The following is a 15986-nucleotide window of genomic DNA, read 5'->3' as shown; positions in this document are numbered from 1 at the left end:
GCCATCCGGGTGGTGGGGGCCGGGTCAAACGCCGGGGGGTGGGGTGGGGGAGGCATTCGGGGCGGGGGGTGCCCAACGCCCCGCCAGGTGGGGGGAGTTGTGCGCGGGGGTTGATTTGCCGGGCTGCCCGCTGTACTCGGTAGTGGCGCACTGCTCCCCGCCCCCCGCACGCCCCCACACCCCAAGGACCTCCCACATGCCCTTGACCCGCCGCGCCTTCCTCGCCTCCGCCGCCGCAGCGACGGCCTCCGCCACCGCCCTCACGCGGCCCGTGTCGGCCGCGTCGCCCGCGAGTGCCGCGCGCCGCGACCAGGTGCGTGGCGTACACGGCGTACGTGGCGTACACGGCGTACGTGGCGTACACGGCGTACGTGGCGTACACGGCATACGGGGCGTACACGGCGTACGTGGCGTGCGGAACTGGATGGCGGGGATCGATGCCGCCACCCCGCTGCAACGCCTGACGATCCCCGGCACCCACGACTCCGGCGCCCGCTTCGGCGGCTGGTGGGTGGAGTGCCAGAACACCACGATCAGCGCCCAACTCGCCGCGGGAATACGGTTCCTGGACATCCGGTGCCGGGCCTTCGAGGGCTCGTTCACCATCCACCACGGCGCGTTCTACCAGAACCTGAACTTCGACGACGTGCTGCGCGCCTGCCGGGACTTCCTCGGCGGGCAGCCCACGGAGACCGTCCTCATGCGGGTCAAGCAGGAGTATTCGCAGGCGAGCGACGCTGCGTTCCGGGCCGTCTTCGACGACTATCTGGACCGGCGCGGCTGGCGGTCCCTCTTCCATATCGGGACGGCCTGGCCGCGCCTCGGCGACGTACGCGGGAAAGTCGTGCTCATCGCCGACAACGGCGGTCTGCCCGGCGGCATCCGGTGGGGCGACGGCGGTGTCTTCGACCTCCAGGACGACTGGAACGCGGCGCCCGCCGCCAAGTACCCCAAGATCGAGGCGCACTTCAGGAAGGCCGCGAGCAGCCCCGGCAAGCAGTACGTCAACTTCGTCAGCACCGCGGCCGGGCTGCCGCCCCGGTGGAACTCCGACGACCTCAACCCGCGTGTGCACACGCTCCTGGAGAGCGCGGAGGGGCGCGCCTGGCGCGGGCTCGGGATCGTACCGATGGACTACCCCAACACCCGCGCCGGCCTGGTGGAGACGCTGATCGCCCGCAATCAGGTGACGGCGGGCGCGCTCAGCACTCGATGATGTTCACGGCGAGGCCGCCGCGCGCTGTCTCCTTGTACTTCACGCTCATGTCGGCGCCGGTCTCCTTCATGGTCTTGATGACCTTGTCGAGGGACACCTTGTGGCTGCCGTCGCCGCGCATGGCCATCTTCGCGGCGGTCACGGCCTTCACCGCGGCCATGCCGTTGCGCTCGATGCAGGGGATCTGGACGAGCCCGCCGACCGGGTCGCAGGTGAGGCCGAGGTTGTGCTCCATGCCGATCTCGGCGGCGTTCTCGACCTTCTCGGGGGAGCCGCCGAGCACCTCGGCGAGGGCGCCCGACGCCATGGAGCAGGCCGAGCCGACCTCGCCCTGGCAGCCGACCTCGGCGCCGGAGATGGAGGCGTTCTCCTTGAAGAGCATGCCGATCGCGCCCGCCGCCAGGAGGAAGCGGACCACGCCGTCCTCGTCGGCGCCCGGCACGAAGTTCATGTAGTAGTGCAGGACGGCGGGGATGATCCCGGCGGCGCCGTTGGTGGGCGCGGTGACCACCCGGCCGCCCGCCGCGTTCTCCTCGTTCACGGCCATGGCGTAGAGGGTGATCCACTCCATGGCGCGGGCCCCCGGGTCGCCCTCGGCGCGCAACTGCCTGGCGGAGTTCGCGGCGCGGCGGCGGACCTTCAGGCCGCCGGGCAGGATGCCCTCGCGGGACATGCCGCGGGAGACACAGGCCTGCATGACGCGCCAGATGTCCAGGAGGCCCTCGCGGATCTCCTCCTCGGTGCGCCAGGCCTTCTCGTTCTCCAGCATCATGGCGGAGATGGAGAGACCGGTCTCGGAGGCCATGCGAAGCAGCTCGTCGCCGGTGCGGAAGGGGTACTTCAGGACGGTGTCCTCGGGGACGATCGGGTCCTCGCCCGCCACCGCGTCCTCGTCGACGACGAAGCCGCCGCCGACGGAGTAGTACGTCTTCTCCAGGACGAGCGCGCCGTCGGTGTCGTACGCGAAGACCGTCATGCCGTTGGCATGGTACGGCAGGGCCTTGCGGCGGTGCAGGACCAGGTCGTCGTCGAAGGCGAAGGCGATGTCGTGCATGCCGAGGACGTTCAGGCGGCCGGAGGACTTGATCTCCGCGACGCGGTCGTCGGCCTTCTCGACGTCGACCGTGCGCGGGGACTCGCCCTCCAGGCCGAGCAGGACGGCCTTGGGCGTGCCGTGGCCGTGCCCGGTGGCGCCGAGGGAGCCGTACAGCTCGGCGCGTATCGAGGCGGTGTGGGCCAGCAGGCCCTCGTTCTTGAGGCGGCGGGCGAACATCCGCGCCGCGCGCATCGGGCCGACCGTGTGGGAGCTGGACGGGCCGATGCCGATCGAGAACAGGTCGAAGACCGAGATGGCCACGAGAGAACTCCAATGGTGGGTGGTAGACGCCTTTGTCCGCCGGGGTGGTGCGGGGCAGTGCTGGGTGCGGGGCTCGTGGTGCGGGGCACCGCGCGCACTGTCCTGGTGTCCAGTGTGCGCGGTGCCCCGGAAGTCCGTACCAACTAAAGCGTACGAAACTACTTCAGGCCGGGGTACAGCGGGTGCTTGGCGGCCAGAGCGGACACCCGGGTCTTGAGGGCGTCGGCGTCGAAGCCCGGCTTGAGCGCCTCGGCGATGATGTCGGCGACCTCGCGGAAGTCCTCGGCGGTGAAGCCGCGGGTGGCGAGGGCCGGGGTGCCGATGCGCAGGCCGGAGGTGACCATCGGGGGCCGCGGGTCGTTCGGGACCGCGTTGCGGTTGACGGTGATGCCGACCTCGTGCAGCCGGTCCTCGGCCTGCTGGCCGTCGAGCTCGCTGTTGCGCAGGTCGACGAGGACCAAGTGTACGTCGGTGCCGCCCGAGAGCACGGAGACGCCGTGCTCGGTGACGTCGTCCTGGACCAGGCGCTCGGCCAGGACGCGGGCGCCGTCGAGGGTGCGCTGCTGACGCTCCTTGAAGTCGTCGGAGGCGGCGACCTTGAAGGAGACGGCCTTGGCCGCGATCACGTGCTCCAGGGGGCCACCCTGCTGACCGGGGAAGACCGCGGAGTTGATCTTCTTGGCGAGCTCCTGCGTGGACAGGATGACGCCGCCGCGGGGGCCGCCGAGGGTCTTGTGCGTGGTGGTGGTGACCACGTGCGCGTGCGGGACGGGGGAGGGGTGCAGGCCCGCGGCCACCAGGCCCGCGAAGTGCGCCATGTCCACCATCAGGTACGCGCCGACCTCGTCCGCGACCCGGCGGAAGGCGGCGAAGTCGAGCTGGCGCGGGTACGCCGACCAGCCCGCGACGATCAGCTTCGGCTTGGCCTCCTTGGCGAGGCGCTCGACCTCGGCCATGTCGACCTGTCCGGTCTCGTCGTCGACGTGGTAGGCGACCACGTTGTAGAGCTTGCCGGAGAAGTTGATCTTCATGCCGTGGGTCAGGTGCCCGCCGTGCGCGAGGTTCAGGCCCATGATGGTGTCGCCCGGCTTGAGCAGCGCGAACATCGCGGCCGCGTTGGCCTGCGCACCGGAGTGCGGCTGCACATTGGCGTGCTCGGCGCCGAAGAGCTCCTTGACGCGGTCGATCGCGATCTGCTCGACCACGTCGACGTGCTCGCAGCCGCCGTAGTAACGGCGGCCGGGGTAGCCCTCGGCGTACTTGTTGGTGAGGACGGAGCCCTGGGCCTCCATGACGGCGACCGGAGCGAAGTTCTCCGAGGCGATCATCTCGAGGGTGGACTGCTGGCGGTTCAGTTCGGCGTCGACGGCGGCGGCGACGTCCGGGTCCAGTTCGTGGAGAGGGGTGTTCAGAAGCGACATCGGAGATCCTTGACGGTTGGCTCAGCCGGCGGTGAAGGCGGTGTACTCATCGGCGGACATCAGGTCGTCCGGCTCGTCCGCGATGCGCACCTTGAACAGCCAGCCGCCCTCGAAGGGGGCCGAGTTCACCAGGGACGGGTCGTCCACGACGTCCTGGTTGGCCTCGACGACCTCGCCCGTGACCGGGGCGTAGAGGTCGCTCACCGACTTGGTCGACTCCAGCTCGCCGCAGGACTCGCCCGCGGTCACCGTGTCGCCGACGACCGGGAGCTGGGCGAAGACGACGTCACCGAGCGCGTTGGCGGCGTGCTCCGTGATGCCGACGGTCGCCACACCGTCCTCGGTGGCCGACAGCCACTCGTGCTCCTTGCTGTAACGCAGACGCTGGGGGTTGCTCATGGCCTGAATTCTCCTGTACGCGGACGTGTGCTCGGGAACGTGGGTCTTGCGGGCTGAGACGGGCGTACGTCACTTCCGACGCCCGCACGGGTCACTTCTGGCGCCCGGGTGTCACTTCTGGCGCTTGTAGAACGGCAGCGCGACGACTTCGTACGGCTCGTGCGTGCCGCGGATGTCCACGCCCACGCCCGGCGTGCCGGGAGCGGCGTGCGCCACGTCCACGTAGGCCATCGCGATCGGCTTGCCGAGCGTCGGGGACGGCGCGCCCGATGTGACCTCGCCGACGACCTCGCCGTCGGCGACCACGCTCATGCCCGCGCGCGGGACCCGGCGGCCCTCGGCGATCAGGCCGACGAGCTTGCGCGGGGGAGCGGCCTCGGCGCGCTCGGCTGCGCCCCGCAGCGCCTCGCCGCCCACGAAGTCGTCCGCGTGGCTCGTCTTGTCGAACTTGACGACCCGCCCGAGACCGGCGTCGAACGGCGTCAGGGCCGTGGTCAGCTCGTGCCCGTACAGCGGCATGCCCGCCTCCAGGCGAAGGGTGTCGCGGCAGGACAGGCCGCAGGGGACCAGGCCCACGGGTGCGCCCGCGTCCGTCAGGGCCCGCCACAACTGCTCGGCGTGCTCGGGGGCCACGAACAGCTCGAAGCCGTCCTCGCCGGTGTAGCCGGTGCGGGCGATCAGGGCCGGGACGCCCGCGACGGTGCCTGGCAGGCCCGCGTAGTACTTCAGGCCGTCGAGGTCGGCGTCGGTGACCGACTTCAGGATGCCGGGGGACTCCGGTCCCTGGACGGCGAGCAGGGCGTAGGCCTCGCGGTCGTCGCGGACCTCGGCGTCGAAGCCGGCCGCCCGCTCGGTCAGCGCGTCCAGGACGACCTGGGCGTTCCCGGCGTTGGCGACGACCATGAACTGCTCGTCCTGGAGCCGGTAGACGATCAGGTCGTCGAGGATGCCGCCGTCCGCCCGACAGATCATGGTGTAGCGGGCGCGGCCGGTGCCGACGGAGCCGATGTTGCCGACGAGCGCGTAGTTCAGGAGGTCCACGGCCTGGGGACCGGTGACGGTGATCTCACCCATGTGGGAGAGGTCGAAGAGACCGGCCCGGGTGCGGACGGCGTTGTGCTCGTCGCGCTCGCTGGCGTACCGCAGCGGCATGTCCCAGCCCGCGAAGTCGGTCATGGTCGCACCGAGCGACCGGTGCAGGGTGTCTAGGGCAGTGTGGCGTGGTGGCGTATTGCTCATCAGTACTGGCTCCCGGGGCATGACGGGCGAGGTCCATCCTCCCCATCTGTCATCGGACCTGAGAGGTTCACCACGCCCGTACGTGCGCCGGGACATGACTTGCACCTTGGGTGGAGCCGCCCCTGTGACCGGTGGTGGCCCGCTTTTCAGATGTGCCTCGCCCGCGCGGTACGGGGCCTGAGAGATTCAAGGGAGGAACTTGCTCCTTCGGCGTCCCGGGGGGAACGTCATGTCCCCGGGAACTCTCCCGCGCGGATTCAAGCGGCCGGTATGGAGTTGGCGCGCACATCATTGCACGCGCCCCCTCTTCACAACAGCCGCAACCTGAGTGCGCTGGTTTCGGGGGCTTCAGGGCCCTTGGCGCTCTTGTGCGTCATTACCTTCTCTTTACACTCGACGGAGAAGTACTGGATGAGTGACGTGACCAGCATGGGGAGGCGGATCACGGTGCGCAGGAGCAGTGCTTGTGAGGCGGCCACGGGCGTGGCGCCACCGGGCGGCGGCGTCGGTGTGCTGCCGCCGCAGACCGGGGTGCCCGCGCGCGAGAGCCTCGGGTACTTCCCGCGGCCGGTCGTGCGTGACCTCAGGGGCCGCGGTGCCGCCGCGGGACCCCGGCGCCTCGTCTTCGGCGCGGCGGACGTCGTGGTGGTCTCCGGGCTTCCTGGCAGCGGCAAGTCCACGCTGATGCGGCGCGCGGTGGCGGGCCCCCGCGTGGACTCCCAGGACACCCGCGACCGCTGGGCGGCCCGCATGCCGCGGCTGCTGCCCTACGCGCTCTACCGCCCCCTGGTGCGCGTCGCGCACTACGCCGGTCTGCGCCGGGCCCTGCGCGCGGGCGAGGGCGTCGTCGTGCACGACTGCGGCACCCAGCCCTGGGTGCGCCGCTGGCTGGCCAGGGCGGCGGCCCGCCGTGGGACGACCCTGCGCCTGCTCCTGCTCGACGTGCCCGTCGAGACCGCCGTCGAGGGGCAGCGGGCGCGCGGGCGCGGGGTGTCGCGGTACGCCTTCGCGCGGCACCGCAGGACGGTCGGCGGCCTCGTGCGGGCCGTGGAGCGCGGCGAGCTGCCACCGGGCTGCGGCTCGGCGGTGCTGCTCGACCGGGAGGCGGCCGGGGCGCTGAGGGAGATCGGCTTCGGGGCGTGAGGGCCCGGCGCCACCGGTCCTGGCCCCGGCGTTAGGGTCGGGCACCGGCAGCAGGAGCACGGCAGAGCAGGGGTCGAGGCACATGAACCATCCGGACTTTCCGGGCCACCCGGGCCATCCGGACTACCCGGGCCACCCGGGTTACGCGGCGGACCTCCCGGGCGGCATCCCGGCACAGGTACAGGTACAGGCGCAGGAGCACGCATATCCGTACGGACCGGCGCACGCGCACCCGTACGGAGGGTGGCCGGCCAACGAGCTGGAGGAGGTGCTCGCCGCCTCGCTCGGCGCACCGCCGTCCGACGCGGTGGGGGCCCGCATCGTCGAGACCCTGGGCCGCAGCCGGGTCTGGATCCCGCTGCCGAGCGGCGGCGGCCCGGACAGCGGGACCCTCGACCTGCCCACCCTCGACATCGACGGCCAGGCCTACGTCCCCGTCTTCACCTCCGAGCAGCAGTTCCAGCAGGCCACGGGCGGCCGCATGCCCTGCACCGTGGCGCCCGCCGTGGAGTTCGCCCGCGGCCTGCCGCCGCAGCTCGGCATCGCCCTGAACCCGGAGGGCACCGTCACCGTGCCGCTGCCGCCGCCCGCCGTCGCGGCGCTGTGCCGGGTGGGGCGCACCGAGCTCGACGGACCGGCGAGCGGGGGGCGCGTGCGCCTGTTCGAGCCGGACTGGAAGGAGGACCCGGTCGACTTCCTGGCCGCAGCGGCCGAGGAGTTCCGGGGCGCAGGCGTGGTGCTCACCGCCCGCCGCTGCCTGGCCGCCGTCGAGACCGAGGACCCGACGCTCTTCGTGGGCGTCGAACTGACCTCCTGGGACGGCGACGCCCGCGACCTCCCCATGCGGGCCCTGGGCCGAGCCCTCGGTCACTGCCCCCTCCCCTGGCCGGTCAACCTCGTCCTGCTGGACGTGGCCCAGGACCCGGTGGCGGACTGGATGCGGGAACGCATACGCCCGTTCTTCACGTCCCACTGAGGGGCACGAGCTCCGCCACGCAGGGGCGGACGCGCACGGGGTTTGCGTCCGGCGCGCCGGGGCGGACGGCGACGGGTGGGTGGGTGGGAAACCTCCCCGCGAAGCGGCGGCACGATGACGACCAGCACAAGCCCCGATCAAGGCGCCCCCGCCAGAAGTAAGCTGGGGCGGTCGAGTACGTAGGGCACGTCGCAAAGGGGCGGTTACGGGTGAGTGCGTCGGGCACGGCCGCGGGCGATGGGACCACCCAGGGTCGAGCGCGGTCGACACCGTGGGAGCGGGTCGAGCACATGCTGCGCCAGGTCGCCCCGGGGCGCTACGACACGTACGAGGCGCTCCTGCACGCCCTCGCGGAGGGCCAGGTCTGGATGCTGCTCTGGCACGGCCAGGCAGGGTCCCCCGACGCGCAGTACGGCAACATGGAGATCGAGGGCCTCGGCTACGCGCCGTGCGTGACCTCCGCCCAGGAGCTCGCGGCCAGCGGCTGGAACCGCGGGTACGAAGTGATCGGCGGCCTCGACGCGGCCCGCGCCCTCTACCCCGACCACTACGGCCTGTGGCTGAATCCGCATGCGCCGGGCGGCGGCGTGGGCATCCCCTGGCTGGATCTGCGCCGTCTCACGAGCGGCCTCGACCAGCAGCCCGCGGGCCCGCTCAGGCTGACGGAACCGGCCATCGAACTGCCACAGTTCTACGCTTTGTTGACGCAGAACGCCCACCGCACACAGGCGGTCCGCTCGCTGCGCCGCGCCTGGGTGCAGCCCGCGCTCGGCGCCCCGTACCTGGCCATCGGCCTCGACGTCTACGACACCTCGCCCGCCTCGGTGGACGCGGTCCGCGCGATGATGCGGCAGTCCATCGGCGCCGTCCCCGAGGGTCTGCCGGTGTCCACCGTGGCGATGTCCGACGTGCACGACCCGGTCGCGATGTGGCTGCGCGCCAACGCCCGGCCCTTCTACGACCGCGACGCCCAGGCGGCCCCGGCCGCCCCCGTGGCGGGCGGATACGGGTATCCCGCACCGTACTGAACAGATCACCGCAAACCCCACCGCAGTGATCCGGACATCGTCCGGAACTCGACGGTCGGGATCGGGCTGATCAGCGCCGACCGGCGGGATGTCCCCTTACGGTGTCGGCGTACTGGTATAGACCTCCTCGACCCCTTGCTCACCAACTGCCCCGTGTTCGCCCGTCGTTCAGCCCCGTCCGGATAACGGAACACCTCGATCAGCATCACGGTTGCGCATCCATTCCCCGACAAGTCTGGTAACAGATCACGACCCCGTTGAAGACTCCCGCAGCAAGGGGCCTTCGCCCCTGTGTACGACGGACTGATCACGTCGCTACAGCGGCAAGTGCGGGCCGGTCACCGCCGGTTGAGAGGGGTCCCTGCCACGATGACGGCGCCATTGCATGACACACCTGCGGACGCGAAACCCACCGAGGACGTCGCTCCCGCAGCCGATGCAGGGGTGAAGAAGGTCGAGGGGCGCTCCCTCAAGCAGATCGCCTGGAACCGGTTGAAGCGTGACAAGGTCGCCCTCGCGGGCGGCGTCACGGTGCTGCTCCTGGTCCTGGTGGCCGTCTTCGCACCTCTGATCGTGAGTGTCCTCGGCCATCCGCCGAACGACTTCCACCAGGACAAGCTGGATCCGCTGACCAACCTGCCCACGGGCTCCTTCGGCGGCGTGAGCGGCGACTTCCTGTTCGGCGTCGAGCCGAACAAGGGCCGCGACGTCTTCAGCCGCATCGTCTTCGGCGCGCGGATCTCGCTCCTGGTGGCGTTCCTCGCCGCCATCGTCGCCGTGGTCCTCGGCACCCTCTTCGGGATCATCGCGGGCTACTTCGGCGGCTGGGTCGACGCGCTCATCAGCCGTGTGATGGACGTGCTGCTCTCGTTCCCGCAGTTGCTCTTCATCATCTCCCTGATCTCGGTCCTCCCGGACGACCTGATGGGCCTGGAAGGGACGAGCGTGCGCGTCGCGATCCTCGTCCTGGTGATCGGCTTCTTCGGCTGGCCGTACGTCGGCCGCATCGTGCGCGGCCAGACGCTGTCGCTGCGCGAACGCGAGTACGTGGAGGCGGCCAAGAGCCTCGGCGGCGGCCGGCGCCACATCCTCTTCCGTGAGCTGCTGCCGAACCTGGTCGCCCCGATCACGGTCTACGCGACCCTGATGATCCCCACCAACATCCTCACGGAAGCCGCCCTCAGCTTCCTCGGCGCGGGCGTCAAGCCGCCGACCGCCTCCTGGGGCGGCATGCTGCGGGACGCACTCGAAACGTATGAGCACGACCCGATGTTCATGGTCTTCCCAGGCGTGACGATCTTCATCACGGTGCTCGCCTTCAACCTCTTCGGGGACGGTCTGCGCGACGCGCTCGACCCCAAGGGAACCCGCTAGCAGGCCCAACTGACTTGCCCCTGCCGCTGGTCAGGTGGCTCTTTCCATGGTTCTTCGGCAGCGATAAGCCGGGACCGCGAATCTCGGAGGTTGCGAGAAAATGCCCAGAGTTTCCCCGAAACGACGGCTCACCGCCGGCGCGGCCCTCGTCGTCGCGGCGCTGGTGACCACCACGGCGTGCGGCGGCGGCGACGATGACGACAGCGGCGGCGGGAAGGGCGCGGGCTACAACGCCGCCCTGAACAAGGTCGCCAACCCGTCCAAGAAGGCCGGCGGCACCCTGCGCATGGTCGGCAAGCAGGACCTGGACTCGGCCGACCCGCAGCGCGCCTACTACGGCATGTCCTGGGACTTCATGCGCTTCTACACCCGGCAGTTGGTGTCGTACGACACCAAGCCCGGCAAGGAGAGCACGAAGCTGGTCCCGGACCTCGCCGAGTCCACCGCGAAGATCTCCAAGGACGGCAAGACCTACACGTACAAGCTGCGTGATGGTCTCACCTGGGAGGACGGCTCGGCGCTGACCTCCAAGGACGTCAAGTACGGCATCGAGCGCCTGTGGGCGACGGACACCATCACCGGCGGCCCCGGCTACATCCGCCAGACGCTCGACCCCAAGGGCACGTACAAGGGCCCGTACAAGGACACGTCCAAGGACAAGCTCGGTCTGAAGGCCATCGAGACGCCCGACGACAAGACCATCATCTTCAAGCTGCCCAAGCGCAACGGTGACTTCGAGCAGTTCCTCGCCATGCCCGCGGGCTCCGCGGTCAAGGCGGCCAAGGACACCAAGGCCAAGTACACCCAGCGTCCGTTCTCGGCGGGCCCGTACAAGTTCGCCGAGTACAAGGCCGGCAAGAAGATCGTCCTGGTCCGCAACGACAAGTGGAAGAAGGCCACGGACCCGATCCGCCCGGCGCTTCCCGACAAGATCGACGTGACGATCTCCGCCAACCTGGAGGAGAACGACAAGCGCCTGATGAGCGGCGACTACGACGTCGACCTCAACGGCACCGGCATGACCCAGTCCGGCCGCGTCACCGCCGTGCAGAAGCACAAGGGCAACGTCGACAACATGCACACGTCCTTCGTGCGCTACGTCGCGCTGAACCACACGGCGAAGCCGTTCGACAACGTCCACTGCCGCAAGGCCGTCTTCTACGGCACCGACTTCGCGGGCCTGCAGCAGACCCGTGGCGGTGAGCTCGCCGCCGGTGAGATCGCCAACAGCACCTTCCCGAAGGCCGTCCCCGGCTACAGCGACTACGACCCGTACGGAATCCTGGCGCGCAAGGGCAAGCCCGACGTCGCCAAGGCCAAGGACGAGCTGAAGCAGTGCGACAAGCCGAACGGCTTCAGCGCCAAGCTCACCGCGCGCAACAACAACCCCGGTGAGGTCGACACCGCCGAGGCCCTCCAGGCCCAGCTCAAGAAGGTCGGCATCAACATCTCCGTCGAGCAGCTCGACGGCGCCGACTCGGCCGCCATCACCGGTTCGCCCTCCGTGGTGAGGAAGCGCGGCTACAGCATGCAGATGAGCGGCTGGGGCCCGGACTTCCCGACCGGCCAGGGCTACGCCCAGCCGCTGTTCGACAGCCGCTTCCTCGTCGAGAACGGCAACTACAACGAGTCCCAGATCAAGGACAAGAAGATCGACGCCCTGTTCGACAAGGCGATCGCCGAGACCGACCCGGTCAAGGGCGGTGAGGTCTACAAGCAGCTCGACAAGCGGATCCTCGACCAGGCCGACTGGATGCCCTTCCTCTACGAGAAGAACATCACCTGGCGTGGCTCGCGGCTGACGAACGCGTACATGTCCGACGCGTACAACGGCCGTTACGACTACGTCTCGCTCGGCGTCAACCAGAAGAAGTAGCAGGCGGCACGCCGCGGCGGGCTCAGGCCCGCCGCGGCGACCGCACCCGATTTTCCTGATCGCCCGACACACCGCCGCCGCATCCCGCCAGTCCGAAGGGCAGGTGATGGCCCCGGGCGGTGACCGGAGCCCCTCACAAGGGGGCGCCTGCCACCGCCGGGCCGCGCACAGTGCTTGCTTATCTCATCCGGCGCCTGATCGCCGTCATCATCATGGTGCTGGTCGTACTGCTCGCGACCTTCACCGTCTTCTACATGCTGCCCAAATGGGCGGGACAGGACATCGCCGTCCTCTTCGCCGGCAAGCAGGCCGGAGCCGAGCAGCTCGAAGGCATCCGGACCAAACTCGGCCTCGACGACCCCCTGATCGTCCAGTTCTGGGACTTCATCAAGGGCATCCCGATGGGCCGGGACTACGCCAACGGCAGTGACGTCACGCACTGCCCCGCACCCTGCTTCGGGTACTCCTTCCGTACCGAGGCGCCCGTCTGGGAGACCCTCAAGGACGCCCTGCCCGTCACCGGCGCGCTCGCCGCCGGCGCCTGTGTGCTGTGGCTCGGAGCCGGTGTCCTCACCGGTGTCGTCTCCGCCCTCAAGCGCGGCACCGTCTGGGACCGCGCCGCGATGACCACCGCCCTCGGCGGCGTCTCGCTCCCCGTCTTCTTCACCGGCATGATCGCGATGGGTATCTTCGTCCACAACCTGGGCTGGGTGGAGATCGCCGACAGCCTCAGTACGGACGACTCGATCGACGTCTGGCTCCAGACGCTGATCCTGCCGTGGATCGTGCTCGCCTTCCTCAACGCCGCGATGTACGCCCGCCTCACCCGCGCCACCATGCTGGAAGTGCTCGGCGAGGACTACATCCGCACGGCGCGTGCCAAGGGCCTCGGCGAGGTCGTGGTCATCCGCAGACACGCCCTGCGCTCGGCGATGACGCCCATCCTCACCGTCTTCGGACTCGACCTCGGCGTGCTCATGGGCGGCGCCGTGCTCACCGAGTCCACCTTCAACCTTCCGGGCCTCGGCCTCGAAGCGGTCAGGGCCATCAGCAGCAAGGACCTGCCCGTGATCCTCGGCGTCACGCTCTGTGCGGCCCTCGCGATCGCCGTCGCCAACCTCGTCGTGGACCTTCTGTACGCCGTCATTGACCCGCGAGTGAGGCTGGGATGACCGAACTGTCCAAGAGCGGAGCGACGCCCGAGGGCGCCGCGACGGCCGCTGTGTCGAAGTCAGGCGCGGCCGTCGGCGAAGTGGTCTCCGGCTCGCCCGCTCCCTCCGCCTTCCTGGAGGTGCGCGACCTCAAGGTGCACTTCCCGACCGACGACGGCGTGGTCAAGTCCGTCGACGGGCTCAGCTTCACGCTGGAGAAGGGCCGCACCCTCGGCATCGTCGGCGAGTCCGGGTCCGGCAAGTCCGTCACCTCGCTCGGCATCCTCGGCCTGCACACGGCCGGCCAGTACGGCCGCCGCAAGGCGCAGCTCTCCGGCGAGATCTGGCTGAACGGCACCGAGCTGCTCAGCGCCCCCGCGGACGAGGTGCGCAAGCTGCGCGGCCGCGAGATGGCGATGATCTTCCAGGACCCGCTGTCCGCGCTGCACCCGTACTACTCGATCGGCAAGCAGATCGTCGAGGCGTACCGGGTGCACCACGACGTCGACAAGAAGGTCGCGCGCAAGCGCGCCATCGACATGCTCGACCGCGTGGGCATCCCGGAACCGAACAAGCGCGTGGACGCCTACCCGCACGAGTTCTCCGGCGGCATGCGCCAGCGCGCGATGATCGCCATGGCCCTGGTGAACAACCCCGAGCTGCTCATCGCCGACGAGCCGACCACCGCCCTGGACGTGACCGTCCAGGCGCAGATCCTGGACCTCATCCGGGACCTGCAGAAGGAGTTCGGCTCCGCGGTCATCATGATCACCCATGACCTGGGCGTGGTCGCCGAGATGGCCGACGACCTGCTCGTGATGTACGGCGGGCGCTGCATCGAGCGCGGCTCCGCGCAGCAGGTGTTCTACGAGCCCCAGCACCCCTACACCTGGGGTCTGCTCGGTTCGATGCCGCGCATCGACCGCGAGGAGACCGAGCGCCTCGTGCCGGTCAAGGGCTCCCCGCCCAGCCTCATCAACCTGCCGAGCGGCTGCGCCTTCAACCCGCGCTGCCCCTACGCCGACGTGCCCAAGGACCAGATCACGCGCACCGAGCGCCCCGAACTGCGCGAGGTCGGCTCCGGCCACTACTCGGCCTGCCACATGTCGCGCGAGGAGCGCACCAAGATCTGGACCGAAGAGATTGCGCCGAAGCTGTGAAGGACCAGGACATGACCATCCCCTCGCAGGCGGAATCCGCCCCGGACGACGAGCGGGAGGTGCTGCTCAAGGTCGAGGGACTGGTGAAGCACTTCCCCATCAAGAAGGGGCTGCTCCAGCGCCAGGTCGCGGCCGTGCAGGCCGTCGACGGGCTGAGCTTCGACGTGCGCTCCGGTGAGACGCTCGGCGTCGTCGGCGAGTCCGGCTGCGGCAAGTCGACGATGGGCCGGCTCATCACGCGGCTACTCGAACCGACGAGCGGCCGTGTGGAGTTCCAGGGCACGGACATCACGCACCTGAACACGGCACGGATGCGGCCGCTTCGCCGCGACGTCCAGATGATCTTCCAGGACCCGTACTCCTCGCTGAACCCCCGGCACACCATCGGCACGATCGTCGGCGCGCCCTTCAAACTCCAGGGCGTCAGCCCCGAGGGCGGCGTGAAGAAGACCGTCCAGGGGATGCTGGAGCGCGTCGGCCTCAGCCCCGAGCACTACAACCGCTATCCGCACGAGTTCTCGGGCGGTCAGCGCCAGCGCATCGGCATCGCGCGGGCACTCGCCCTGCAGCCCAAGCTCGTGGTGGCGGACGAGCCGGTGTCGGCCCTGGACGTGTCCATCCAGGCCCAGGTGGTCAACCTCCTCGACGACCTCCAGGACGAGCTCGGCCTCACCTACGTGATCATCGCGCACGACCTGTCGGTCATCCGGCACGTGTCCGACCGCATCGCCGTGATGTACCTCGGCAAGATGGTCGAGCTCGCGGACCGCAAGGACTTGTACAGCAAGCCCATGCACCCGTACACCAAGGCGCTGCTCTCCGCTGTGCCCGTGCCCGACCCCAAGCGGCGCGGCGTCAAGAGCGAGCGGATCCTGCTGCGCGGTGACGTGCCCTCGCCGATCAACCCGCCGAGCGGGTGCCGCTTCCACACGCGGTGCTGGAAGGCGACGCAGATCTGCGCGGTCGAGGAGCCCCCGTTCCTCACCCTGGAGACCGCCCACCAGGTGGCCTGCCACCACCCGGAGAACGCGCCCGACCAGGCGCCCGAGGACACCCAGCTTCTCTCGGTCGCCAAGGAGGCGATCGATGTGGTGTCGGTGACCACCGCGGCGGATGCCGCTGCCGCGGAGGTTCAGGAGGGGGGCGCCTCTCCGGAGGCCGCCCCCAAGGCCCCGGAGGGCTCCTCGGCCGCGGAGGGTCCCAAGGCCGAGGAGACCCCCAAGGCCGTGGAGACCCCCAAGGCTGGGGAGGCCACCGAGGCTGCGGAGGGTTCCAAGGCCGTGGAGGCGGCGAAGGCTGCGGAGGCCGCCAAGGCTGCGGAGGCGGCGAAGGTCCCCAAGGCCGCTGAGGGGCTCAAGGTGCCGGACGCTCCCAAGGCGGCGGAGGCGCCGAAGGCCGCTGAGTCTGCGGAGGCTGCGAAGGGCCGGGACGCCGCGAAGGCCCCGGCGGCGCCGGTGGCTTCGGAGGTCGCGGAGGTCCCGGAGGCCGGGGAGGCTGCGGTTGCGGGGGAGTCCGTTGAGCCGGAGAAGGGGTCCGGTAAGGCCGAGTGACCTCGGGTCGGTCGGCCTGCGGCCTCGTCCTCAATCGCCGGACGGGCTTTTCCCCCACCCACCCGCCCTTTTCGCCTGCGGCGGGCTGCCCCAGCG

Annotated in this window: 13 protein-coding genes and 2 riboswitches; of the genes, 9 read left to right on the top strand and 4 right to left on the bottom strand. The window is 70.1% G+C overall.

Annotated features, from left to right (window positions below; translation table 11 throughout):
• Nucleotides 1-196 precede the first annotated feature (196 nt).
• Complete coding sequence (locus tag IG78_RS0139200) at nt 197-1216, top strand: phosphatidylinositol-specific phospholipase C (RefSeq protein WP_037687251.1); 1020 nt, start codon at nt 197-199, stop codon at nt 1214-1216.
• Here the strand turns inward: IG78_RS0139200 and IG78_RS0139195 are convergent.
• From IG78_RS0139195 to gcvT, 4 genes are all read right to left on the bottom strand, one after another.
• Nucleotides 1203-2573: an L-serine ammonia-lyase gene (locus tag IG78_RS0139195; protein WP_030573898.1), complete on the bottom strand. Its 1371-nt coding sequence runs from the start codon at nt 2571-2573 to the stop codon at nt 1203-1205. The genes IG78_RS0139200 and IG78_RS0139195 overlap by 14 nt on opposite strands.
• Nucleotides 2574-2731: 158 nt before the next feature.
• Nucleotides 2732-3994 carry a serine hydroxymethyltransferase gene (gene glyA, locus IG78_RS0139190; RefSeq protein ID WP_030573897.1) on the bottom strand — a complete coding sequence of 421 codons (1263 nt, stop codon included), beginning with the start codon at nt 3992-3994 and terminating at the stop codon, nt 2732-2734.
• A 21-nt stretch (nt 3995-4015) separates the two neighbouring features.
• Entirely contained in the window at nt 4016-4393 is a 378-nt protein-coding gene (gcvH, locus tag IG78_RS0139185) for a glycine cleavage system protein GcvH (RefSeq protein ID WP_030573896.1), read from the bottom strand.
• 111 nt (nt 4394-4504) lie between these two features.
• Nucleotides 4505-5632 carry a glycine cleavage system aminomethyltransferase GcvT gene (gene gcvT / locus IG78_RS0139180; RefSeq protein WP_030573895.1) on the bottom strand — a complete coding sequence of 376 codons (1128 nt, stop codon included), beginning with the start codon at nt 5630-5632 and terminating at the stop codon, nt 4505-4507.
• A gap of 36 nt (nt 5633-5668) precedes the next feature.
• Nucleotides 5669-5788: riboswitch (glycine riboswitch) on the bottom strand.
• Nucleotides 5789-5892: riboswitch (glycine riboswitch) on the bottom strand. It abuts the riboswitch before it with no gap.
• Nucleotides 5893-6043: 151 nt separating this feature from the next.
• Between gcvT and IG78_RS0139175 the strand changes: the two genes are divergently transcribed.
• The 8 genes from IG78_RS0139175 to IG78_RS43390 all read left to right on the top strand — a co-directional run bounded on the left by IG78_RS0139175 (nt 6044) and on the right by IG78_RS43390 (nt 15890).
• The gene (locus tag IG78_RS0139175) at nt 6044-6775 is read left to right on the top strand and encodes an AAA family ATPase (protein WP_225882359.1); all 732 of its coding nucleotides are present in this window, start codon (nt 6044-6046) and stop codon (nt 6773-6775) included.
• Nucleotides 6776-6857: 82 nt separating this feature from the next.
• Nucleotides 6858-7751: an enhanced serine sensitivity protein SseB gene (locus tag IG78_RS0139170; protein WP_078965846.1), complete on the top strand. Its 894-nt coding sequence runs from the start codon at nt 6858-6860 to the stop codon at nt 7749-7751.
• 209 nt (nt 7752-7960) lie between these two features.
• Nucleotides 7961-8779, top strand: coding sequence for an enhanced serine sensitivity protein SseB C-terminal domain-containing protein (locus tag IG78_RS0139165; RefSeq protein ID WP_404827814.1), 819 nt, complete (start codon nt 7961-7963; stop codon nt 8777-8779).
• Nucleotides 8780-9148: 369 nt separating this feature from the next.
• Nucleotides 9149-10153, top strand: coding sequence for an ABC transporter permease (locus IG78_RS0139160; protein WP_030573885.1), 1005 nt, complete (start codon nt 9149-9151; stop codon nt 10151-10153).
• A gap of 100 nt (nt 10154-10253) precedes the next feature.
• Nucleotides 10254-12029 (top strand): ABC transporter substrate-binding protein, encoded by a 1776-nt coding sequence (locus IG78_RS0139155; RefSeq protein ID WP_030573881.1) that lies wholly within the window; start codon nt 10254-10256, stop codon nt 12027-12029.
• Between the two features lie 170 nt (nt 12030-12199).
• Nucleotides 12200-13201, top strand: a complete 1002-nt coding sequence (locus IG78_RS0139150; protein WP_030573878.1) for an ABC transporter permease — start codon at nt 12200-12202, stop codon at nt 13199-13201.
• On the top strand, nt 13198-14340 hold the full coding sequence (locus IG78_RS0139145; RefSeq protein WP_051853484.1) for an ABC transporter ATP-binding protein: 1143 nt from the start codon (nt 13198-13200) through the stop codon (nt 14338-14340). Before IG78_RS0139150 ends, IG78_RS0139145 begins: the two co-directional genes overlap by 4 nt.
• Before the next feature lie 11 nt (nt 14341-14351).
• Complete coding sequence (locus tag IG78_RS43390; protein ID WP_051853487.1) at nt 14352-15890, top strand: ABC transporter ATP-binding protein; 1539 nt, start codon at nt 14352-14354, stop codon at nt 15888-15890.
• Nucleotides 15891-15986 lie beyond the last annotated feature (96 nt).

The sequence above is a fragment of the Streptomyces aureocirculatus genome, from assembly GCF_000720475.1.
In the GTDB taxonomy this organism is placed as follows: domain Bacteria; phylum Actinomycetota; class Actinomycetes; order Streptomycetales; family Streptomycetaceae; genus Streptomyces; species Streptomyces aureocirculatus.
Note: the sequence above shows the minus strand (reverse complement) of the source record. Positions and strands in the feature narration are given on the sequence as shown.